General features: G+C 60.0%; 20 protein-coding genes. 7 read left to right on the top strand and 13 right to left on the bottom strand.

The genetic code is table 11. From position 1 onward, the window contains the following. Positions 1 to 3 precede the first annotated feature (3 nt). Positions 4 to 1,188 (bottom strand): pyridoxal phosphate-dependent aminotransferase, encoded by a 1,185-nt coding sequence (locus BFN67_RS03370; RefSeq protein WP_080918196.1) that lies wholly within the window; start codon positions 1,186 to 1,188, stop codon positions 4 to 6. A 59-nt stretch (positions 1,189 to 1,247) separates the two neighbouring features. Here BFN67_RS03370 and BFN67_RS03365 point away from each other — a divergent pair, with 59 nt between their 5' ends. From BFN67_RS03365 to denD, 4 genes are all read left to right on the top strand, one after another. Further along, positions 1,248 to 1,946: a GNAT family N-acetyltransferase gene (locus BFN67_RS03365; RefSeq protein ID WP_245295143.1), complete on the top strand. Its 699-nt coding sequence runs from the start codon at positions 1,248 to 1,250 to the stop codon at positions 1,944 to 1,946. Positions 1,947 to 1,986: 40 nt separating this feature from the next. Continuing rightward, positions 1,987 to 2,979 carry a cation diffusion facilitator family transporter gene (locus BFN67_RS03360; RefSeq protein WP_080918195.1) on the top strand — a complete coding sequence of 331 codons (993 nt, stop codon included), beginning with the start codon at positions 1,987 to 1,989 and terminating at the stop codon, positions 2,977 to 2,979. A gap of 64 nt (positions 2,980 to 3,043) precedes the next feature. Next, the gene (locus BFN67_RS03355; RefSeq protein WP_080918194.1) at positions 3,044 to 3,250 is read left to right on the top strand and encodes a hypothetical protein; all 207 of its coding nucleotides are present in this window, start codon (positions 3,044 to 3,046) and stop codon (positions 3,248 to 3,250) included. A gap of 1 nt (position 3,251) precedes the next feature. Next, positions 3,252 to 4,229: a D-erythronate dehydrogenase gene (gene denD, locus BFN67_RS03350; protein ID WP_080918193.1), complete on the top strand. Its 978-nt coding sequence runs from the start codon at positions 3,252 to 3,254 to the stop codon at positions 4,227 to 4,229. A 12-nt stretch (positions 4,230 to 4,241) separates the two neighbouring features. Here the strand turns inward: denD and BFN67_RS03345 are convergent, their stop codons facing one another. The 3 genes from BFN67_RS03345 to BFN67_RS03335 all read right to left on the bottom strand — a co-directional run bounded on the left by BFN67_RS03345 (position 4,242) and on the right by BFN67_RS03335 (position 6,955). Continuing rightward, the gene (locus tag BFN67_RS03345; protein ID WP_080918192.1) at positions 4,242 to 5,306 is read right to left on the bottom strand and encodes a nickel/cobalt transporter; all 1,065 of its coding nucleotides are present in this window, start codon (positions 5,304 to 5,306) and stop codon (positions 4,242 to 4,244) included. Between the two features lie 10 nt (positions 5,307 to 5,316). Next, complete coding sequence (locus tag BFN67_RS03340) at positions 5,317 to 5,976, bottom strand: DUF1007 family protein (protein WP_080918191.1); 660 nt, start codon at positions 5,974 to 5,976, stop codon at positions 5,317 to 5,319. A 79-nt stretch (positions 5,977 to 6,055) separates the two neighbouring features. After that, positions 6,056 to 6,955, bottom strand: a complete 900-nt coding sequence (locus tag BFN67_RS03335; RefSeq protein WP_080918190.1) for a LysR family transcriptional regulator — start codon at positions 6,953 to 6,955, stop codon at positions 6,056 to 6,058. A gap of 517 nt (positions 6,956 to 7,472) precedes the next feature. On the opposite strand from BFN67_RS03335, the gene odc2 reads away from it, so the two are divergent. Beyond that, positions 7,473 to 8,606, top strand: coding sequence for an ornithine/lysine decarboxylase (gene odc2 / locus BFN67_RS03330; protein ID WP_080918189.1), 1,134 nt, complete (start codon positions 7,473 to 7,475; stop codon positions 8,604 to 8,606). A gap of 92 nt (positions 8,607 to 8,698) precedes the next feature. Then, a complete protein-coding gene (locus BFN67_RS03325) occupies positions 8,699 to 9,265 on the top strand; it encodes a GNAT family N-acetyltransferase (RefSeq protein WP_080918188.1) in 567 nt (188 codons plus the stop codon). A 21-nt stretch (positions 9,266 to 9,286) separates the two neighbouring features. Here the strand turns inward: BFN67_RS03325 and BFN67_RS03320 are convergent, their stop codons facing one another. The 7 genes from BFN67_RS03320 to flhA all read right to left on the bottom strand — a co-directional run bounded on the left by BFN67_RS03320 (position 9,287) and on the right by flhA (position 14,457). Beyond that, entirely contained in the window at positions 9,287 to 9,571 is a 285-nt protein-coding gene (locus BFN67_RS03320) for an SCP2 sterol-binding domain-containing protein (protein WP_080918187.1), read from the bottom strand. A gap of 88 nt (positions 9,572 to 9,659) precedes the next feature. Further along, positions 9,660 to 10,175, bottom strand: coding sequence for a hypothetical protein (locus BFN67_RS03315; RefSeq protein ID WP_080918186.1), 516 nt, complete (start codon positions 10,173 to 10,175; stop codon positions 9,660 to 9,662). Positions 10,176 to 10,191: 16 nt separating this feature from the next. Next, the gene (locus BFN67_RS03310; protein WP_080918185.1) at positions 10,192 to 10,617 is read right to left on the bottom strand and encodes a hypothetical protein; all 426 of its coding nucleotides are present in this window, start codon (positions 10,615 to 10,617) and stop codon (positions 10,192 to 10,194) included. Positions 10,618 to 10,620: 3 nt separating this feature from the next. Next, positions 10,621 to 11,166: a rod-binding protein gene (locus BFN67_RS03305; RefSeq protein WP_192856756.1), complete on the bottom strand. Its 546-nt coding sequence runs from the start codon at positions 11,164 to 11,166 to the stop codon at positions 10,621 to 10,623. Positions 11,167 to 11,223: 57 nt separating this feature from the next. Then, positions 11,224 to 11,604: a hypothetical protein gene (locus tag BFN67_RS03300; protein ID WP_080918184.1), complete on the bottom strand. Its 381-nt coding sequence runs from the start codon at positions 11,602 to 11,604 to the stop codon at positions 11,224 to 11,226. A gap of 4 nt (positions 11,605 to 11,608) precedes the next feature. Beyond that, complete coding sequence (gene fliR, locus BFN67_RS03295; protein WP_080918183.1) at positions 11,609 to 12,352, bottom strand: flagellar biosynthetic protein FliR; 744 nt, start codon at positions 12,350 to 12,352, stop codon at positions 11,609 to 11,611. A 17-nt stretch (positions 12,353 to 12,369) separates the two neighbouring features. Further along, positions 12,370 to 14,457, bottom strand: a complete 2,088-nt coding sequence (gene flhA, locus BFN67_RS03290; protein WP_080918182.1) for a flagellar biosynthesis protein FlhA — start codon at positions 14,455 to 14,457, stop codon at positions 12,370 to 12,372. Positions 14,458 to 14,661: 204 nt separating this feature from the next. Here flhA and BFN67_RS03285 point away from each other — a divergent pair, with 204 nt between their 5' ends. Then, positions 14,662 to 16,443 (top strand): chloride channel protein, encoded by a 1,782-nt coding sequence (locus tag BFN67_RS03285; protein ID WP_080918181.1) that lies wholly within the window; start codon positions 14,662 to 14,664, stop codon positions 16,441 to 16,443. A gap of 9 nt (positions 16,444 to 16,452) precedes the next feature. On the opposite strand, the gene BFN67_RS03280 is transcribed toward BFN67_RS03285, so the two are convergent. Together BFN67_RS03280 and fliQ are read right to left on the bottom strand one after the other, a co-directional pair. Beyond that, positions 16,453 to 18,120 (bottom strand): MFS transporter, encoded by a 1,668-nt coding sequence (locus BFN67_RS03280; protein WP_192856755.1) that lies wholly within the window; start codon positions 18,118 to 18,120, stop codon positions 16,453 to 16,455. 130 nt (positions 18,121 to 18,250) lie between these two features. Continuing rightward, entirely contained in the window at positions 18,251 to 18,517 is a 267-nt protein-coding gene (gene fliQ / locus BFN67_RS03275) for a flagellar biosynthesis protein FliQ (RefSeq protein WP_080918180.1), read from the bottom strand. Positions 18,518 to 18,530: the final 13 nt, after the last annotated feature.

Genomic DNA, 18,530 nt, shown 5'->3' with positions numbered 1-18,530 from the left:
TATTCAGCGTTTCAGGAACCGCTCGATCCTCTCCAGCGCGCGCAGGATGTTTTCCTCCGAATTGGCGTAGGAAAGCCGCATATAGCCTTCGCCGAGTGTGCCGAAGTCCGGCCCGCCGATCAGCGCCACACCAGCGTCGTCCAGTAGAGCCGACGCGAGTTTCTTGGCCTTCCAGCCTGTCTCCCTGATGTTGGGGAAGGCGTAAAAGGCGCCCTTGGGGATGATGCAGGAGATGCCGGGTAGCGCGTTCAGCCCTTCCACCACAACCTTGCGGCGGCGGTCAAAGGCGTGCATCATCTTTTCAACCTCGTCCTGTGGGCCGTCGATTGCCGCGATGCCGGCAAACTGGGTGGGGGCGTTGACGCAGGACCAGCAATTGACCGCCAGCTTGCGAATCTTATCATAGAGATCGGCGCTCTTTTCGCCGTTCGGCCAGATCGACCAACCCATGCGCCAGCCGGTCATCGCCCAAGTCTTCGACCAGCCATTAAGCACCACAAGACGGTCGCGGATTTCGGGAAAGCGCAGCAGCGAGGTGTGCTTTTCACCGTCATAGGTCATGACGTCGTAGATCTCGTCGGACAGGATGGCAACCTGCGGGTGCGCCTCCAACCCTTTGACCAGCTTTTCGATTTCATCTTGCGGCGTAACGCCACCTGTCGGGTTCGCCGGTGAATTCAGGATGAGCAGGCGCGTTTTCGGTGTAATCAGCGCCAGCGTTTCCTCGGTCGAAAAGGCAAAGCCGTTTTCTTCGCGGATTGGCACGGGTATGGGGGTGGCGCCGGTGAACTCGATCATCGAACGGTAGATCGGGAAGCCGGGGTCGGGATAAAGGATTTCGACGCCGGGTTCGCCGAACATCAGAATGGCGGCGAACATGGTCGGCTTGCCGCCGGGCAGGATCATCACACTCTCGGGTGACACCTCGATACCGGTTGTGGAAAGCGTGCGGCGTGCCACCGCTTCACGCAGAGCCAGCAGACCGTTGGCAGGAGTATAGCCGTGATGACCGTCACGCAGCGCCTTGATCGCCGCTTCGACAATATGCGGTGGCGTTTGGAAATCCGGCTGGCCGATACCGAGATTGATGATGTCTCGCCCCTGATGGGCAAGTGCTGTCGCTCGCGCCAGAACGGCGAACGCGTTTTCTTCCCCGAGGCGATCGAAAGCCGGTACTGTGTGGAGCATTTTTATGGATCCGGTGGTTCTTGTGGGCCCGGAATTGTTTTGTGAACGTCCCGCCGGAAATGTCAAACACATTGGAGAAGACCGTGCCGGAAGAACTGAAAAACTGGCAGCCGGGGCCGCGGCCCGAACGCAAGGCGATGGAAGGGCGTTTCGTGCGGCTCGAGCCATTCAGTGCCGAAAAGCATGGTGACGACCTCTATGAAGCATCCTCAGTAGCCGATGCCGATGAACGCTTTTGTTGGCTCCCTGATTACCCGCCGCAAAGTCGTGCTGCTTTCCAGCCATGGCTGGTCAATGCCGAAGCCAGTCAGGACCCGCTTTTCTTTGCAGTGATCGACAAGGCCAGCGGCAAGGCTGTCGGGCGCCAGACGCTGATGCGTATCGACCCCAAACACGGCGTCATCGAGATCGGCAATGTCTATTGGGGACCTAGCCTGTCCCGGCGGCCGGGAGCGACCGAAGCGCAGTTCCTGTTCATGCAATATGTTTTCGATGAACTCGGCTATCGCCGCTATGAATGGAAATGCGACAATGACAATGTGCCTTCCAGACGTTCGGCCCAGCGGTTCGGGTTCAGACCAGAGGGCGTCTTTCGCCAGCATCTGGTGGTCAAGGGCAAAAACCGTGACACGGCCTGGTTTTCAATCATTGACCGGGAATGGCCGGCGCTGAAAAAAGCTTACGAGGGCTGGCTCGCTCCGGACAATTTTGATACCGAGGGCAAACAGAAGATGCGCCTCGAAGATTTCCGTAAGTAATTGGGGCGTAAGGTTATTTCGCCACAGGGAAGGCTGTCTCATGACCCATGCCCACAATCACGATGACGGCCACGATCATGCCGGCCACTCGCACGATCACGGTCTCCATGGGGCCTCCGACAAGAAGCGGGTGCTGCTTGTCGCCTGTCTCACTGGCGGCTTCATGGTGGTCGAGGCACTCGGCGGTTGGTTGACCGGATCGCTCGCCCTTTTGGCGGATGCCGGCCATATGCTGACGGACTGCTTGGCGCTGGCGCTCGCCTGGTATGCCTTCCACCTTGGCGAGCGGCCGGCAACAGCGCAACTGACTTACGGATTCGGGCGCGTGAAGACGCTGGTAGCCTATACCAATGGCATCGCCATCTTCGTGATTGCCCTGCTGATCGTCTATGAGGCGTGGAAACGATTCCAGGCGCCACCGCTCGTTCTGGGTGGACCGATGCTCGGCGTCGCTGGGATCGGTTTGGTGGTCAACATTGCCGGCTTTCTCATCCTGCATGGTGGCGACCGCGAAAGTCTCAACATGCGCGGCGCCATTCTGCATGTTCTCGGCGACCTGTTGGGATCGGTGGCGGCAATCGCCGCGGCGGTGGTTATACTGGTAACCGGCTGGACGCCCATCGATCCGATCCTATCAGTTCTAGTAGCCGTACTGATCCTTTCCACGGCTTGGAGATTGATGCGCGATGCGGCGCATGTGCTGCTGGAAGGGACGCCCCCGCGTCTCGATCGCGACGATATTGCACGTGATATCGAGAAGAACGTGCCTGGCGTGCGTGAGGTCCACCACATGCATGTTTGGTCGCTCGATGGCAGCCGCCATATGGCAACGCTCCATGCCTGCCTCGATGAGGGCGTGGATGCACATCAGGCGGTTTGTGCAATCAAGCGGCGCTTGGCCGACCAGCACGATATCGACCATGCGACAGTGGAGCCTGAATTCGGCCACTGCGCCGACGGTTCACATGAGCACGGCGGACATGCGCATACTCTTGACCATGGCGACGAGTTGCATTCGGGGCACTATCATTAGCGGCAGGTCTTAGCTAAGACCGCCTTAGGTCCGTTGGGCTGGTATTTCCATATGGGACGTAAGCATGAACCGCGACACCAGAAATGCGGCAATCGCCGCCATTTCAATCATGATCCTGTTTGGCTTGTTCGCCTTCTATCTGCCGACGATCATGCTGGCGGCCGGAAAAGTTTCAGGCATTCTTGCCGCGTTTGTGGCAGTCCTGTTCATCTTTGCATTGTTTTTGGTGTTCTGGTTGCGCTCTCGCGCCCAGCGTAGAAGGGGACAATAAGATGCGAATTCTGATCACGGGCGCGGCCGGCATGGTCGGTCGCAAGCTTATTGCACGGCTGACGCATGACGGCCAGTTGCGCGGCAGCCAGATCAAGGCGCTCGACCTCCATGATATCGTTCCGCCGCAGGCGCCGGATATGAAGGGCGTCGAGGTGATGGCACATACCGGCGATCTGGCAGAGGCCGGAGCTTGTGAGAAATTGATTTCTGCGCGCCCCGATGTGATCTTCCATCTGGCAGGCGTCGTCTCTGGCGAGGCCGAAGCCAATTTCGAATTGGGTTATCGCGTCAATCTAAATGGGACGCGCGCTTTGTTCGATGCGGTGCGGTTGGCCGGCTATGCGCCGCGTCTCGTCTTCACCTCGTCCATCGCCGTATTCGGGGCGCCGTTCCCGGAAGTGATCCCGGACGATTTCCATCTGACCCCGTTGACCTCCTACGGCTCCCAGAAACTTGTCGGTGAGGTCCTTCTGGCGGATTATACACGACGCGGCGTCTTCGATGGTATCGGGATCAGACTACCGACGATTTGTGTGCGGCCCGGTCGCCCCAACAAGGCTGCATCAGGCTTCTTTTCAGGCATCATTCGCGAACCGCTCGCCGGGCAGGAGGCGATCCTCCCGGTGCCGCGCTCGGTGGTTCACACGCATGCCAGTCCGCGCTCGGCGGTCAATTTCCTGGTTCATGCAGCGGAGATCGACGGCGACAAGGTTGGCCCGCGTCGCAATCTCACCATGCCCGGCGTCGGGGTAACCGTTGGGGAACAAATCGAAGCGTTGGAGCGAATCGCCGGATCGAAGACGGTGAAACTGATCAGGGAAGAGCCCGACGAGACGATATGGGCAATCGTCAAGGGCTGGCCCACCCGTTTCGAGGCACGCCGCGCGCGCGAGCTCGGCTTCAAGGCCGAAACGAGTTTCGACGAGATCATCCGCGCCCATATCGACGACGAACTGGGCGGCAAGGTTGCCGAATAAAGGATAGTTCGATCAGGCGCTGAGGCTAGCCGACAGAAGCAGGACGCCGAACAGAAAGACGAAGGCCGCCCCAGCGATCTCGATGATTGAATGAATGCGGTGGCCAAACCGTCCTTCGCCGGCCAGCACCACGGCCCAATCCTTTGCGGTAACGGCAATGGTTGCCAGCATGGAGACGGTGATAGCCGTGCCTATCCCCATCGCCAGGACCGACAGGACGCCGCCCAGCCAAAGACCATTGAGCAGGGCGAAGGACAGCACGATCAGCGCGCCGGTGCATGGGCGGATGCCGACCGCCACCACTGCCGCCCAGGCACTGCGCCAGTCGAAGCGATCACCTGAAAGCAGGGCAGGATCGGGCGCATGGCTGTGGCCGCAGGTTTCGCAGACTTCGCCGAGGCCATGATCATGGCGATGGTCGTGGGCGTGATCGTGCTTATGGGCATGGATCGCCGGAGGGTTCTGATGGTGAAGGTGCCCGTCGCCGGCATTCGCCGTTGCCAGTTCATAGAAAGGGGCACCGCTGAGCAGACGTATCAGTGAGCGGCCGGCCTTTTTCCATAGGAGCCATGCGCCGAAAACCGTGACGAATACATAGCTGCAGATTTCGAGGAATCGGGCGGCGTCGGTCATCGAGATGCTGGTGCCGCGCAGCGCGAAATAGGCGAGAAGCATGACGATAATCGCCGTTAGCGATTGCAGCAGCGCCGAGAGAAATGACAGCAGGATGCCGCGCCGCAGCGCGACTTCGTTCGCCACCATATAGGACGAGATTACCGCCTTGCCGTGGCCCGGACCGGCGGCATGAAATATGCCGTAGAGAAAAGACAGGCCGATCAACAGCCACAGCTTGGTTCCGTCCTGCCGCATTGCCTTCATCGCATCGGCGAGTGCCCGGTAGAACTCCTGCTGCTTCTGGTTGATCCACAGAAGCTGATGAGCGAACAGCCCGGTGGACCCGCCCATGGTGTCGTTGGTGCCGATCCCGAGCGAACTTTGGGCATAAGCGGACGTGGCCGTATGAAGGGCCAGTGCAAGTGCCGCGAAACTCAATGCCAAGGCAAGTGTCGTTCTCATCGGGCGGCTTTCACGATTGGCAGGTTAGTTCCAGCTTGGTGGCAAAGATCTTGCTGAGATCATTGCCGGTCGGATCATTGAAGAAGGCATCGGTGAGCATTTTTTGGTTCTCGGAGATTGCTTCGTCAGGATTCGGCCGGATGACGGTGCGCGTGCAATTTGGAGGCAGTCCCTCCACGCTCATGTTGGCATCGTCACTGAAATCGATCGCGGTATAGAAGGTCGGATCATAGACGCCGAAGTCGATTTTGCCGGAGAGTGCGATCGGCGCGGGCGGTTCGGATTCGAACAGCACGACAAGTTGGTTGTCGGTGATGTCAGCCACCAGATGCGGCGGCGCATTCATGCGTATTTCCTTGCCGTTCACTGTGACGAGTTGGAAATAGTCGTACTCGGCAAGCGAGGAAAAGATCGTGTCGGCGACCTCTTTCAATTCCGAATCGTCGAGCTTGCGGTCCGAATTCTTGTCAAATTCCATCAATACGGTGCTGGAGAAGAGTTCATCGAACCGCCACAGATGCCGCAGTGACTTCACAGCCTTGTGGTCGGCTGTCAGCACGACATCCAGGCGCGCCTCGGCGAAGACATGCGGATGCGCCTCGACTGGCGCTGAGACGCCGACAAGCGGCAGCGCAGTGGCAAGCAGAAGGATCGTTTTTGTCTGGCGCATGTTGGCTGCTATTCCATTCGTTCCAGAATTGGCCGAACCTCACCAGAAAGCGGGCGAAATTGGGACCCGATCTAAGGAATCAATCCGGTTCGCGCGTCTTGAACCATTGAACGAGAAAATCAACAAAGACACGCACCTTGGCAGGCAGGTAGCGCCGATGCGGATAGACCGCGAATATGCCGCTGCCCTGAAGGATGCGATCGTCCAGCACCGGGAGCAGGCGGCCGCTCGAAAGTTCGGGTGCCGCGATGAAATCAGGCAGCATCGCGAAACCAAGCCCCGCGACGGAAGCGGCGCGCGCGGCCAGGGGGCTGTTGACCTCTATCGGTCCCGATACGGCCACGCTGATCGTGTCTTCACCTTCGCCCCGAAACGGCCAGTTGGCCATCCAGCGGCCATTGGTATCGACGATACATGGCAAGCGTGTCAGATCCTGCGGGCGGGTCGGCATGCCATGTCGGGCGACAAGTTCGGGCGAACCGCATAACCGTATCGAAAACGGCGCCAGCCGTCTGGCGATGAGCGAGGAGTTTTCCAGCCTGGAGATACGGATGGCGAGATCGAAGCCTTCTTCCACGAGATCGACGAAGCGATCATCGAGTCGGATATCGAGCACGATGTCGGGATGCTCTCTCGCGAAGTCGATGAGAGACTGGCCGATGGGGGCATCGGCAAAAGTGCGCGGGGCAGAGAGCTTGATTCGTCCGCGGACGTCACTCGACGATTCGCGCACCGCATCCGAGAGGCTGTCCACTTCGCGCACGATCTCGGAGGCCCGCTGATAATAGGTATGACCGGCCTCGGTGAGTGAAAACTGGCGCGTGGTGCGGTTCAACAACAGCGCACCGAGTTCGTCTTCCAGTTCGCGCACATATTTGGAAAGCAGCGCCTTGGATCGTCCGATCTTGCGCGCGGCGGCGGAAAATCCTTCCGCTTCAACCACATCAATGAAGGCGCGCATGCGGGTAAGCGTATCCATGTCGCAGCTTTGGCTGCCTGTGACATTTTTTTCAAGTCGGGTGGCGATTTTAATTGATTGTGAAAGAGCTTGTCCTTATATCGCGCTTGCCCAAAGTCGCACGTGCCTGTGGGTGTCCGCCGATCCTCGAATGGCGAGGGCAATCGGTAAGGTACCTGGAATTAACCCCTCCAGTCGGTTTGGCGGCCAACCGCGAAATCGAGGACACCTTGAAGCAACGACGGTGCGGGCCTTTCTGGTTCTCTTCCGGTCGTCCAAAGATCGGGGTTACTCAAAGAGGCACACCTTCATTGCCGGCAGTGCGGACGGGTTCTCCATCCAAGCCAAGGCAGACAAAGCGAACCGATGCCGGGCAAGGCTAAGGTTCATCGCCGCGAGACGGCGTTTCATGGTTCCGGGTTTCCACCGGCCGGCATCATGACTGGTCGTCTTGCCTTTGTTTGATTTTGTGTTCGCGTGACACTGTCGCGCCACGCAACCCTTGCGCGCGCCTTATCGGCGCGGATGGAGAAACCCGATGGCTACCCAGCGTGTCCTCGACTTCCTCGCCAGCCGGCGGCCGGCCGGGCCATGCCTCATCGTCGATCTGGACGTTGTCGCAGAGAATTTCCGCGCCTTCGAAAAGGCGCTGCCGCAGTCGAAGATCTATTATGCCGTCAAGGCCAATCCGGCGCCGGAGATTTTGCGCCTGCTGGCCCGCATGGGCTCTTCCTTCGATACCGCTTCGGTTGCCGAAATAGAAATGGCGCTCGATGCCGGTGCCACGGCTGAGCGCATCTCCTTCGGCAATACGATCAAGAAGGAGCGCGATATCGCGCGTGCCTATGAACTCGGCATCCGTCTTTTCGCCGTCGATTGCGTGGAAGAGGTTGAGAAGATTGCACGGGCTGCGCCGGGCGCGCAGGTTTTCTGCCGTGTACTGACGGATGGCGAAGGGGCTGAATGGCCACTGTCACGCAAGTTCGGCTGTGTGCCGACGATGGCCGTGGATGTGCTGCGCCATGCGGCTTCGCTTGGCCTCGATGCCTATGGCGTGTCCTTTCATGTCGGCTCGCAGCAGACTGATCTCTCGGCCTGGGATCGTGCCTTGGGCGACGCCAAGAAGGTGTTTTCGACCCTCGCCGGAGAAGGCATCGTGCTCCGTATGGTCAATATGGGTGGCGGCTTCCCGACCCGTTATCTGCGCGACGTGCCGGCGGCGGAAGTTTATGGTCAGGCGATCTTCGAGGCGCTCAGCAAGCATTTCGGCAACGTCATTCCCGAGACGATCATCGAACCCGGTCGTGGAATGGTGGGCAATGCCGGTGTCATCAAGTCGGAAGTCGTTCTGATTTCGCGCAAGGCCGACAATGACAATGTGCGCTGGGTCTACCTCGACATCGGCAAGTTCGGCGGATTGGCCGAGACGATGGACGAGGCGATTCGCTATCCGATCCTGACCGAACGGGACGGCGACGAGAAGGGCGCCTGCGTACTTGCCGGTCCGACCTGCGATTCGGCCGATGTGATGTATGAGAAGTCGCCTTATCCGCTGCCCTTGTCGCTGACCATCGGCGACGAGGTGCTGATCGAGGGTACCGGGGCCTATACGACGACCTATTCCGCGGTCGCCTTCAACGGCTTCGAGCCCCTGCGATCCTACGTGATCTGAAGGCTGCGGCCTTCAGATCGGCCTGGGCGGTGTTGTGCCATCGCCCGGTTTTTGCTCGTGGAATGGTCATCCGCTGGTAAAGGATCGCGGACATGCAAAATGCGGAAGCTCTAGCAGCACAGCCGGTCTTTGTTATCACTCTCGAAGCCATGGCAGACGTTCCGGCGCGCGAGGCGCTGCTCGACCGCGCCATGGGGCCGGGACGCAAGAGGAAGTCATCGGAGAAATTGCGGCGCGGCCGCCAACCGGCCGAAGGGTTGGCGTTCGTCGCTCGCGATGTCAGAGGCGTGGTCATTGGCACGGTGCGGCTTTGGAACATTCGGCTGGGCGAAGACGGTGCGCCGGCGCTTCTGCTTGGTCCGCTGGCGGTCGATCCGGCTTTGAAGGGTGAAGGTATCGGTTCCGCCCTTGTGCGTCGTGCGATCATTGAGGCGCAGCGGTTTGGCCATCGCGCTATCCTGCTTGTCGGCGATGCGCTCTATTATGGGCGCTTCGGCTTTTCGGCGGCACGGACCTCCGGCCTGTCCATGCCTGGCCCATATGAGCCGGCGCGCCTGCTGGCCCTGGAAATCGCTGAAGGCGCCCTCGATGGTGCGCACGGTACCTTGCGGGCAATCGGTCGGCGAACTAGCCCATCGAAGTTCGCGCACGCCGCCTGAACCTGCGGCTATGCGTGGCGCTCAGCCGATCAACTGACTGAGCGCCATCGCAACCGACATGTCGCCTTCGACCTTGAGCTTGCCCTGCATAAATGCCATGGTCGGGTTAAGGTCGCCGGCCAGCAAGGATTCCAGATCGTCGAGCGAAAGTTTGATCGTGCAATCGGCCGGTCCATCGGTGGTCGAAATGTTGGCGCCGTCAATGAGAATGACCCCGTCCTCGCCTGTGTCGAATTTGACTGACCGATCGAAGCCAGCACTTTCGACCTGGGGCTTGAGCCTGTTCGCGACGTCCTGAATTCCCATCCTGAGGCTTTCCCTGCACTGTTGGCTATTCATGCTCAAGATATAGTCAAACCGGCACTGTCATCAACGTACGAAGCGCTTTGATGCGTTATTCGCCTGCTGATTGATTTCTTACTTCAGCATCTGCCCTTTGCGCATTGCGCCGGCGAATGGCGTTGTCGCGGATTTCATCTGTGGTCAGAAAATTGATCTGGTCCACCAGCACATCGTCGACAAGTTTCGCGCCGATCCGGACGTTGATTGAATCGCGAATGTTCTTGCGAAACGTGTCGAGGTCGATTGGAGAATCTTTTGCCAGATCGATTTGCGGGTTCGCATAGAGGTAGGAATAGACCTGGTCCGTTATCAAGGCTTCCGCCGGCACCGAAAGCTTTGCTCGTATGGCAGGCTCCACGGTATAAACCAGCTTGGTCAGGAAATAGCCTTTGACCTGTGCATCCCGCACGACAGGCACCGAGATCATGTTCGTATTGACATAATCCAACCCGCCCAGAAGGGGCTCGGCCCGCTGGTCCGCAGCTTCGCCCGCTGCCTGGAACGAATAGAAGACCGCTCCCACGGTTGCGGCACAAATCCACAGCGCCGCTACGATGATCCTGATCATCCGCTGCCCGCCATATTCAACCTTGCGCCCACCCGCATTCGCTGGCTGAGTAAGTGCCGTCGGCTTCGGCTGTCTGGATGACATTCTTGAGCAACGCCGCCACTTCGCCGACCGCGCTGAGATGGGCGAGGATCGCGGCCTCGTTCCTGGCTAGTTTCTCGCGCAGGCGAGTCAGGCTTTCCCGATGTCCCACCGCCATTTCTGCCAGATTTGCGCCTTTTATGGCGCGGTTCAATTCATAGAGGCAGCGGCTCTTGCGCGTGTTTGATGCCCTGAGGTCAAAGTGCGGATCCGAGCGCAATCCTACTGTCTCCTCATCGATCGCCTGTTCTATCCGGCCGATGATGGAAGCGAGGCTGGCTGGCCGCCGTGCAGCCGTCAGGTGAGGATCGACACCCGTGCGCGCTGGAAGGTTTTCAGAGATGGTGGCTTGGTCACTCATACGCTAGGCCTTTGTCGATATGCGTTGATCATGTTCATCGCCGGCATGCAGCGCGCGCGCGGTTTTCATCTGCAGGTTCTGGATCAGTGAATCCGAAAGCCGGGTCTGGGTATCGATCTCGGTCCTTTGCGGGCCTGTCGAGACGGCACCGATCGCCACCTTGCGCTTGCCGTCGAGATAATGGTCGGCAAGCAGCGAGCGGGCGATACCGATACTGCCGCGATCCGCGATGACGTCGCCCATCCTTTGAGCGAGTTGCGATTTCCACATATCGCCTGCCAGACCCTTGCCGTAAACGTCTTCCGTAGCCTTGGGCAGCATGTTCTGGATGAAGGTCTGCAACACCATGGCCTCGAAATGCTTGTAGCTTTGCGCCGGATCGGCAGCAGCGCCGGAATTGGCGCGAGAGAGCATGGGCGTGTCATCGGGGAACGCAATTGCCGAAACACCGGTTCGCGCGGCCAGCGCGCTGCGCGCCGCCCGAAGGTCCTGAGGTGTCGCCGCACGGGCGACGTCCAGCACGATGTCGCTGGGAGGTGATATCGCCAAGAGGATTCCCCTATTTTTCTCTTGCAGCCATCATGGATGAACAAGCTTGTGGCAGGCTTACTTGGTCTGTTTTCGCTCAATTAGTTCGAGGCGTTCGCGGTCGGATTTTTCGCGCTCGTCCTGGGCGAGGGCCGTTCGATAGGCGCGCTCGACGATATTGGTGCGGGCCGTCGCCTTGGCGATCTGCTCCGCCTCCTGCTTCGCCATTTCATGGTTCAGGTCGCGCGCCGTAACAGCCTCGACGACGCGGCGGTGATAAAGCTGCGGGAACATCCCGGCTAGCGAATCTGGTGCGTTGAACCGTGAGATGAGCATTTCGGCTTCGGCTTCCGCCGTGACTGCCGCCACCAGGTGGCCTGCACGGCGCGCTTCGTGCAGCGCCTTCAACTGCTCCTGGACCTCGACAAGCTTCTTCAAACGTTCGCGGCGGTTGGTCATGCTGCTATCGCGCCAATGTCATTTCGATAAAGCCGTCGGCAAACAGCGACAGGAGCGTTGCGCCGGAAAAATAAAACAGGATCAGCCCGCCGGCGACGACGAAGGGCAGGGAGATGAAATAGATCGGAATTTGCGGCGTCAGCTTGTTGACGAAGCCGATCGTCAGATTGACCAATATGGCATAGGCGATGAAGGGACTGCCAAGACGCAGCACCAGAAAGAAGGCGCCCGACAGTGTGTCGGCGACATCGACCAGTGCAGCTTGCGGGTTGAAGAAGACGTCGACTGGCGCGACCTGGTAGGAATTGACCAATGCGCGGATCACCTCATGATGAAAGTCGAAGACGAAGAGGAGCAGCAGCGCGGACAGTGAAATCATAGCGGCCAACGGAGCCTGTGGTTCAGCTTCTTCAATCGCCGTTCCACCCATCGTGTTGAAACCCATCAGCATCGCAATGCCGGCGCCGATAAAGCGCACCGCTTCCATATAAAGGCGGGTCATCGCCCCGATCAGGCCGCCGACGAGCAGTTCCGAGAGGATCATCGGGGCAAGCACGGCCGGGTGGGGATCGGCGTAGGGATAGATGCGCGGCCACAGGAAGGTGAGCATGCCGAGTGAGACGGCTATGGCCGTGAACAGGCGCACCTGCATCGGGATGCGCACGCTGGAATATCCAGGCATCAGCATGAAGCATGCGCCGACGCGGCAAAAAGCGAGGAACGCCGCGATAATGGCATTCTGCGTCATTCCTGCAAGAAGGACGCTCACGAGATGGTCCCAAGCACCCGGATTTCAACGCCCTTGGCGATCTCGACATGGGAAAGCACCGGCAAGGTGGTGAACAGCCGCTCGATGATCATGCGCACATAGGGCCGTGCATCGGGAGCCGTCACCAGCACGAAACGCTGGCCGGTCTCGAGATGCTTGCGGATCGCCTTGGTGGCCTCCTGGCCGAACTCCTCCAACTGGCGTGGGTCGATGTCGAATTCGCGCACCTCGCCCTTGGCGTCGCGCTTGAGCGCCTGATGGAAGGCAAGGTCCCAGCGGTTGCCGAGCCGCAACACCTTGAGCACCCCGCCTTCGGCGAGGTCGCCGCAAATCTGCTGCGCCATGCGGATGCGCACATGTTCCACGATCTGTTCAGTACGACGCACATGCGGTGCGATCTCGGCGATCGCCTCTATGATGAGGTGGAGGTTGCGGATCGAGATGCGCTCGGCAAGCAGCAGCTTCAACACAGCCTGCAGGCCGGGGTAGGAGATGTGGGAGGTGCAGATTTCGTCGGCGAGCTTGCGATATTCAGGATCCTGCCTTTCCAGAAGGGCTTTCATGTCCTTGTAGGAAAGAAGCTGCGGCAGATTATTGCGGACCACTTCGCTGAGGTGAGTCAGCAGCACCGACATGTTGTCGGCGAAGGTGTATTGCTCGCGCTTCAGGTCTTCGGCAAAAGTCTCCAGCACCGAATAGGCGCGCATGCTGAACGCTGGCTCCTTCACCTCTTCACCGGGAATGTCCGGCGTGTCGCGGTTGCCGAGCAGAACCATCAATTCGCCGACGCGCATCTGGTATTCGGCAACAACGGTGCCGTGAATCTTGATCTGATAACCTTTTGGCGCAATGGCGAAATCGTCGGTAAGTCGAACCTCGGGCACCACGAAACCGTACTGCGCCGCGAATTTCTTGCGCATCTTGGCCATGCGGAAGGCAAGCTCCTGATGCGAGGTGATGAGTTTGGTCGAAAGTTGCTTGCCGATCAGCAGTTCGATCTCGGCGGTGGCGAGCGACGCCTTGACGGAGTTCTTTTCGTCTTCCGCCTTGGCTGCCGCTTCGCCTTCCTTCTGCGCTTCTTCTTCGGCGATGCGGCGGTTGTGACGCATGGGTATGACATAGCCGAGGCCGGCCATGGCGCCGGCCAGTGTCAGGAATGGGAACATCGGCAGGCCCGGCATCAGGCTGAGCAGCGTGAGCAGCGAAGCGGCCACGTAGAGTGCACGCGGATGGGCGCCGAGTTGTCCGAATACCGCCTGGTTGGCGGACCCCCGTGTGCCGCCCTTGGAAACGAGCAGGCCGGCGGCAAGCGAGACGATGAGGGCTGGAATCTGCGTGACCAACCCATCACCGACCGAGAGCTTAATGAACACGTCGGCTGCCTCGCCGATGCCCATGTCATGACGCAGATAGCCGATGGCAATGCCGCCGACGATGTTGATGACGGTGATGATCAGGCCCGCGATGGCGTCGCCACGCACGAATTTCGAGGCGCCGTCCATCGAGCCGAAGAACGAGCTTTCCTCTTCCAGTTCACGCCGCCGTAGCTGGGCGGTCTTGTCGTCGATCATGCCGGCGGAGAGATCGGCGTCGATCGACATCTGCTTGCCGGGAATAGCGTCGAGGGTAAAGCGCGCGCCGACTTCGGCGATACGGGTTGCGCCCTTGGTGATGACGATGAAATTCACCACGACGAGGATCAGGAAGACGATCAGGCCGATGACGAAGTCGCTCGACATGACCAGCTTGGAAAATCCGGAGATGACATAGCCTGCGGCATGGGTTCCTTCATTGCCATGCGACAGGATCATGCGCGTGGTGGCGATGTTGAGCGACAGGCGCAGCATCGTTGCGATGAGCAGAATGGTGGGGAACGACGAGAAGTCCAGCGGTCGTTGGATCCATAGCGCCACCATCAGGATCAGCACAGAAAGCGCGATAGAGAAGGCCAATCCGATGTCGATGAGGAAGGCCGGGATCGGCAGGAACAACACTGCCAGAATGACGACGATGCCGAAGGCGAAGAAGATGTCGCGGCCGTTGCGCGATTGCGCTTCCGCCGAGATGCTTTCGCTGATCGCCATATCTGTGCCCCACAAGAATTGTCAGTCGCGTGCCAAGGCACGCCAGTTCTTGACCCTAGCCGGTCAAGCTTGCGTGAGCATGGCAGGCAGACGCGCGAATGCGCGTGGTGTGTTTGGGCAGTGCGGTTGCCATTGCTGCATCCGCAGCGTATCAGGCGCGACACATGACATGATCTTGCCTCTTGCCCGCCCGAGAGCCGCCCGGTGTTTTCCGCCAACCACTCGATCACCTATGCGCGCCGGCTGCGTGCTATTCTGATCCGATCGATCCCGGTTCTGCGTGCGCGTGGTGTCTTCATTGTCGTGCTTGCAGGTTTCGTCGGGATCATGGCCGGTGTTTTCGTCGCGGCTATGAGTCAGGCCGTACAAGGCCTGCATTGGCTGTTGTTCGGTCTGCCGCCGGGCGCGAGATTGTCAGCGATGTTCTCGCTCGACAATTCCTTCCAGGCGCTCGTACCGGCAGCGGGCGGCATCCTGCTTGGATTGACTGTGATCTTCCTGAGAAAGTGGAAGTTCCGAAGACCGGTGGACCCGATCGAAGCCAATGCGCTTTATGGTGGGCGCATGTCGTTGACCGACACATTCATTATCGCGGTCCAGACGATGATCTCCAGCGGGTTCGGCGCATCGGTCGGGCTTGAAGCCGGCTATACACAGGTCGGCTCCGGCCTGGCATCGCGGCTGGCGCGCATGTTGAGGCTCAGGCGCAACGATGTGCGCATTCTCGTCGGCTGCGGCGCGGCGGGAGCCATCGCGGCAGCTTTCGATGCGCCGCTGGCTGGTGCCTTCTACGGCTTTGAACTCATCATCGGCGTTTATTCGATGGCCAATGTCGCGCCGGTGATGGCCGCGGCGATTTGTGCTTCTCTTACGGCGGAGATGTTCGGTGGCGTTCCGTTCCCGTTGGAGTTGTCCGGCCTGCCGCCGCTCACCCCCGCCCAATACCTGCCTTTCGTGCTTCTGGGCCTCATCGGTGGCGGCGTTTCCATCGTCATCATGAAACTGATGACGATAATCGAGCGTGCTTTCGCGCATCTCAGAATCGAATCCTCCCTCCGTCCGTTCGTCGGCGGCTGTCTCGTCGGACTGCTCGGCCTTGTTACACCACAGGTTCTTTCCAGCGGACATGGCGCGCTGCATCGCGAATTCGCGATGAACTATGGCATCGGCGTCGTAGCCAGCGTCTTTGTGCTCAAGCTCGCGGCTTCGGCGATCTCGCTGGGGTCGGGTTTCCGCGGCGGTTTGTTTTTCGCCTCGCTGTTTCTTGGCGCCCTGCTCGGCAAGATATTTTCCGGCGTGATGGCTTTCGTGTCTCCAGCTACCGGCATCGATCCTTCTGTCGCCGCGGTCGTGGGCATGACGTCATTGGCTGTCGGCGTTGTCGGCGGGCCGCTGACCATGACGTTTCTCGCATTGGAATCGACCGGCGACCTGACCCTGACCGGCGTTGTGCTGGCTGCGTCCATCATGTCGGCCGTGCTGGTGCGTGAGACTTTCGGCTATTCCTTCTCGACCTGGCGTTTCCATCTGCGTGGTGAGACTATCCGAAGCGCGCACGACGTCAGTTGGATGCGTTCGCTTACTGTCGAGACAATGATGCGCAAGGGCTTTCGCACCATAGATGCCCGTGCGACGCTTGCTGATTTTCGCGCCCAGGTGCCGCTGGGTTCGGCGCAGCGCGTCGTCGCGGTCAATGGTGAGGGAGTTTATGCCGGCATGCTGATCGTCGCGGAACTCTATAGCGACCAGATGGAAGAAGACACAGCGGTTGGCGTGCTCGCGAAATTCAAGGACGCCGTGCTCGTGCCGACAATGAATGTGCAATCGGCTGCGGAGACCTTCCAGCGCGCGGGAGCGGAAGAACTGGCCGTCGTGCGGGATTTCACCGATCGCACGGTCGTCGGTTTGCTGACGGAAGGCTATCTGATGCGGCGTTATGCCGAGGAACTCGACAAGGCGCGGCGCGATCTTTCTGGCGAAAGCTGACAGCAATGCTCAATGATCTGCCGATCGTCTGGTCGAAATCAGGGTTGCGGCTGTTGTCGGCCGCTCGATCAGGCGCCTGACGCGAGGGCGGTCCGGGCCTTTGTGCAAGGCCCTCACACGCTCGCTAATGTCCGCATCCGCATGGGTAAAGCGCTTGTTATGCCGGATGTAATCGAGCCAGGTCGGCGTGTGGTAGCTTTCCAGCCACACTTCAGGGCGTTCGAGATCCCGCGCCAGAGACCAGTTTCGGGCACCGTCGCGGCGGCGAATGCGGCCCCGCTCGGTCATGACGGCAAGGAATTCCGGGACATCCTCGTCTTCGATCGTGTATTCGATCATAATAGCGATCGGGCCGCTGCGCGGCTTGAGGTCGAGCGCCAGCATCGGTTCGGTCCAGCGATTGAGTGGATCGAGATTGGGGGCGGTGTGGTGAGGTAGCGGAAGCCAGAAGCCGACCGCGCCTCCGACCAGCATTGCCACACCCGCGGCCACGAGCGCGACAGCGGCACCATGCTCGTCGGCGACAACGCCCCATATCCAGCTTCCAAGTGCGATGCCGCCGAAGGTTGCCATCTGGTAGATGGACAGGGCACGTCCGACGACCCAGCGCGGTGTGGACATCTGTACGGTGACATTGAAGTGAGAGAGTGCCAGCACCCAGCTCGCGCCGCCGACCATCAGGCCGAGCGCGGTCTGCCACGCATGCGTGCTGATCGCGGCGTTCCATCCGCACAATGCAAAGCCGACGAAGGCCGCACGCACCATCGTTTCGCTCGACATGAGCTGGCGCAGCCGCACGCTGGTTAGAGCGCCGGCCACGGCGCCGATTCCGAAAGCCCCGAGCATCAGGCCATAGGTCAAAGGGCCGCCATGCAGCAGATTTCGCGCGATCAGCGGCAGCAATGCCAATACCGCGCCGGCTGAAAAGCCGAAGGCAAAACCGCGCACCAGAACCTTGCCGATATTGGGCGACATGGCGACGTAGCGCAGACCGGCGCCCATTGCCGCGCCCAGTGTTTCACGAGGCAGGCTCGGGGCCGCAGGTTGTTGGCGCCACCGTGCAAGCACGGTGATCAAACCGACGTAACTCAGCGCGTTGGCCGCGAAAGCGGCGGCTGGACCGAAGGCGGCGACGATGATGCCGCCAATGGCCGGGCCGACACTGCGGGTCATGTTGAACCCCATGGAATTCAGGGCGACAGCGGCGGGCACTCTGTTGCGGGGAACCATGTCGCCGACCGAAGCCTGCCAAGACGGACTGTTGAGAGCGGTGCCGCAATCGATCAGGAAGGTGAAGGAAAGCAACAGCCACGGCGTCAGCAAGTCGAAATAGGTGAAGCCGACCAGCAGCGCCGACACGACCAGCATGAAGCATTGTGCGGTCAGCATGATCTTGCGGCGATTGAAGCTATCGGCGATTGCGCCGGCAATCAGCGCGAACAACATGATCGGCAGGGTCGTGGAGGCCTGCACAAGCGCGACCTGATAGGGCGATGTCGCGATCGTGGTCATCAGCCACGCAGCGCCGACGCCTTGAATCAGCCCGCCGAAATTGGAAACCAGGCTGGCGCTCCAGACCGCCCGGAAAATACCGACGCGGAAAGGGGCGAGGGCCGAGCTTTCGCCCTCGTGATCTTCGTCCTCGATGAACGGCGCCGGTTCGCCTTGATGCGGCATGCGTTCGCAACCTGAATCAGATGCTGACCATCTGCACAGGGTAGATCACCGTACGGCAAAGATGGAACGCCTTTTCGCGGGAAATGATGGGCCACAAAGGGGCGGTCGTCGAGAACCGGAGAGACCGCGATCAGAAACCTGTCTGGATACGCTCGAAGACGACGTTGGTGAAAGACGAGATCTGGCCGCCGATGAACGGTCCGGAAAGAGCGACCACCAGCATGATGGCTACGATCTTGGGAACGAAGGTCAGCGTTATTTCCTGAATTTGGGTCAATGCCTGTATGAGGGCGATGCCGATGCCCACCGCCATGGCGACAAGCACGGCGGGCGCCGAGGCGCTTAGCACGGTCCAGACCGCGTATTGAAGGATGTCGAGGGCGTCGGCCTCGTTCATACTGCGTTCTTTC

Source organism: Manganibacter manganicus (assembly GCF_002075885.1).
Lineage (GTDB): Bacteria > Pseudomonadota > Alphaproteobacteria > Rhizobiales > Rhizobiaceae > Mesorhizobium > Mesorhizobium manganicum.
Note: the sequence above shows the minus strand (reverse complement) of the source record. Positions and strands in the feature narration are given on the sequence as shown.

Excerpts from the sequence above, each read along its gene's own strand:
- BFN67_RS03370 (WP_080918196.1), bottom strand. The coding sequence starts at position 1,188 with ATGCTCCACACAGTACCGGCTTTCGATCGCCTCGGGGAAGAAAACGCG.
- BFN67_RS03340 (WP_080918191.1), bottom strand. The coding sequence starts at position 5,976 with ATGCGCCAGACAAAAACGATCCTTCTGCTTGCCACTGCGCTGCCGCTT.
- fliR (WP_080918183.1), bottom strand. The coding sequence starts at position 12,352 with ATGACGCAGAATGCCATTATCGCGGCGTTCCTCGCTTTTTGCCGCGTC.
- BFN67_RS03310 (WP_080918185.1), bottom strand. The coding sequence starts at position 10,617 with ATGAGTGACCAAGCCACCATCTCTGAAAACCTTCCAGCGCGCACGGGT.
- flhA (WP_080918182.1), bottom strand. The coding sequence starts at position 14,457 with ATGGCGATCAGCGAAAGCATCTCGGCGGAAGCGCAATCGCGCAACGGC.
- BFN67_RS03280 (WP_192856755.1), bottom strand. The coding sequence starts at position 18,120 with ATGCCGCATCAAGGCGAACCGGCGCCGTTCATCGAGGACGAAGATCAC.
- BFN67_RS03360 (WP_080918195.1), top strand. The coding sequence starts at position 1,987 with ATGACCCATGCCCACAATCACGATGACGGCCACGATCATGCCGGCCAC.
- BFN67_RS03325 (WP_080918188.1), top strand. The coding sequence starts at position 8,699 with ATGCAAAATGCGGAAGCTCTAGCAGCACAGCCGGTCTTTGTTATCACT.
- BFN67_RS03345 (WP_080918192.1), bottom strand. The coding sequence starts at position 5,306 with ATGAGAACGACACTTGCCTTGGCATTGAGTTTCGCGGCACTTGCACTG.
- denD (WP_080918193.1), top strand. The coding sequence starts at position 3,252 with ATGCGAATTCTGATCACGGGCGCGGCCGGCATGGTCGGTCGCAAGCTT.
- BFN67_RS03355 (WP_080918194.1), top strand. The coding sequence starts at position 3,044 with ATGAACCGCGACACCAGAAATGCGGCAATCGCCGCCATTTCAATCATG.
- fliQ (WP_080918180.1), bottom strand. The coding sequence starts at position 18,517 with ATGAACGAGGCCGACGCCCTCGACATCCTTCAATACGCGGTCTGGACC.
- BFN67_RS03300 (WP_080918184.1), bottom strand. The coding sequence starts at position 11,604 with ATGACCAACCGCCGCGAACGTTTGAAGAAGCTTGTCGAGGTCCAGGAG.
- BFN67_RS03315 (WP_080918186.1), bottom strand. The coding sequence starts at position 10,175 with ATGATCAGGATCATCGTAGCGGCGCTGTGGATTTGTGCCGCAACCGTG.
- BFN67_RS03320 (WP_080918187.1), bottom strand. The coding sequence starts at position 9,571 with ATGGGAATTCAGGACGTCGCGAACAGGCTCAAGCCCCAGGTCGAAAGT.
- BFN67_RS03365 (WP_245295143.1), top strand. The coding sequence starts at position 1,248 with ATGTCAAACACATTGGAGAAGACCGTGCCGGAAGAACTGAAAAACTGG.
- BFN67_RS03335 (WP_080918190.1), bottom strand. The coding sequence starts at position 6,955 with ATGGATACGCTTACCCGCATGCGCGCCTTCATTGATGTGGTTGAAGCG.
- odc2 (WP_080918189.1), top strand. The coding sequence starts at position 7,473 with ATGGCTACCCAGCGTGTCCTCGACTTCCTCGCCAGCCGGCGGCCGGCC.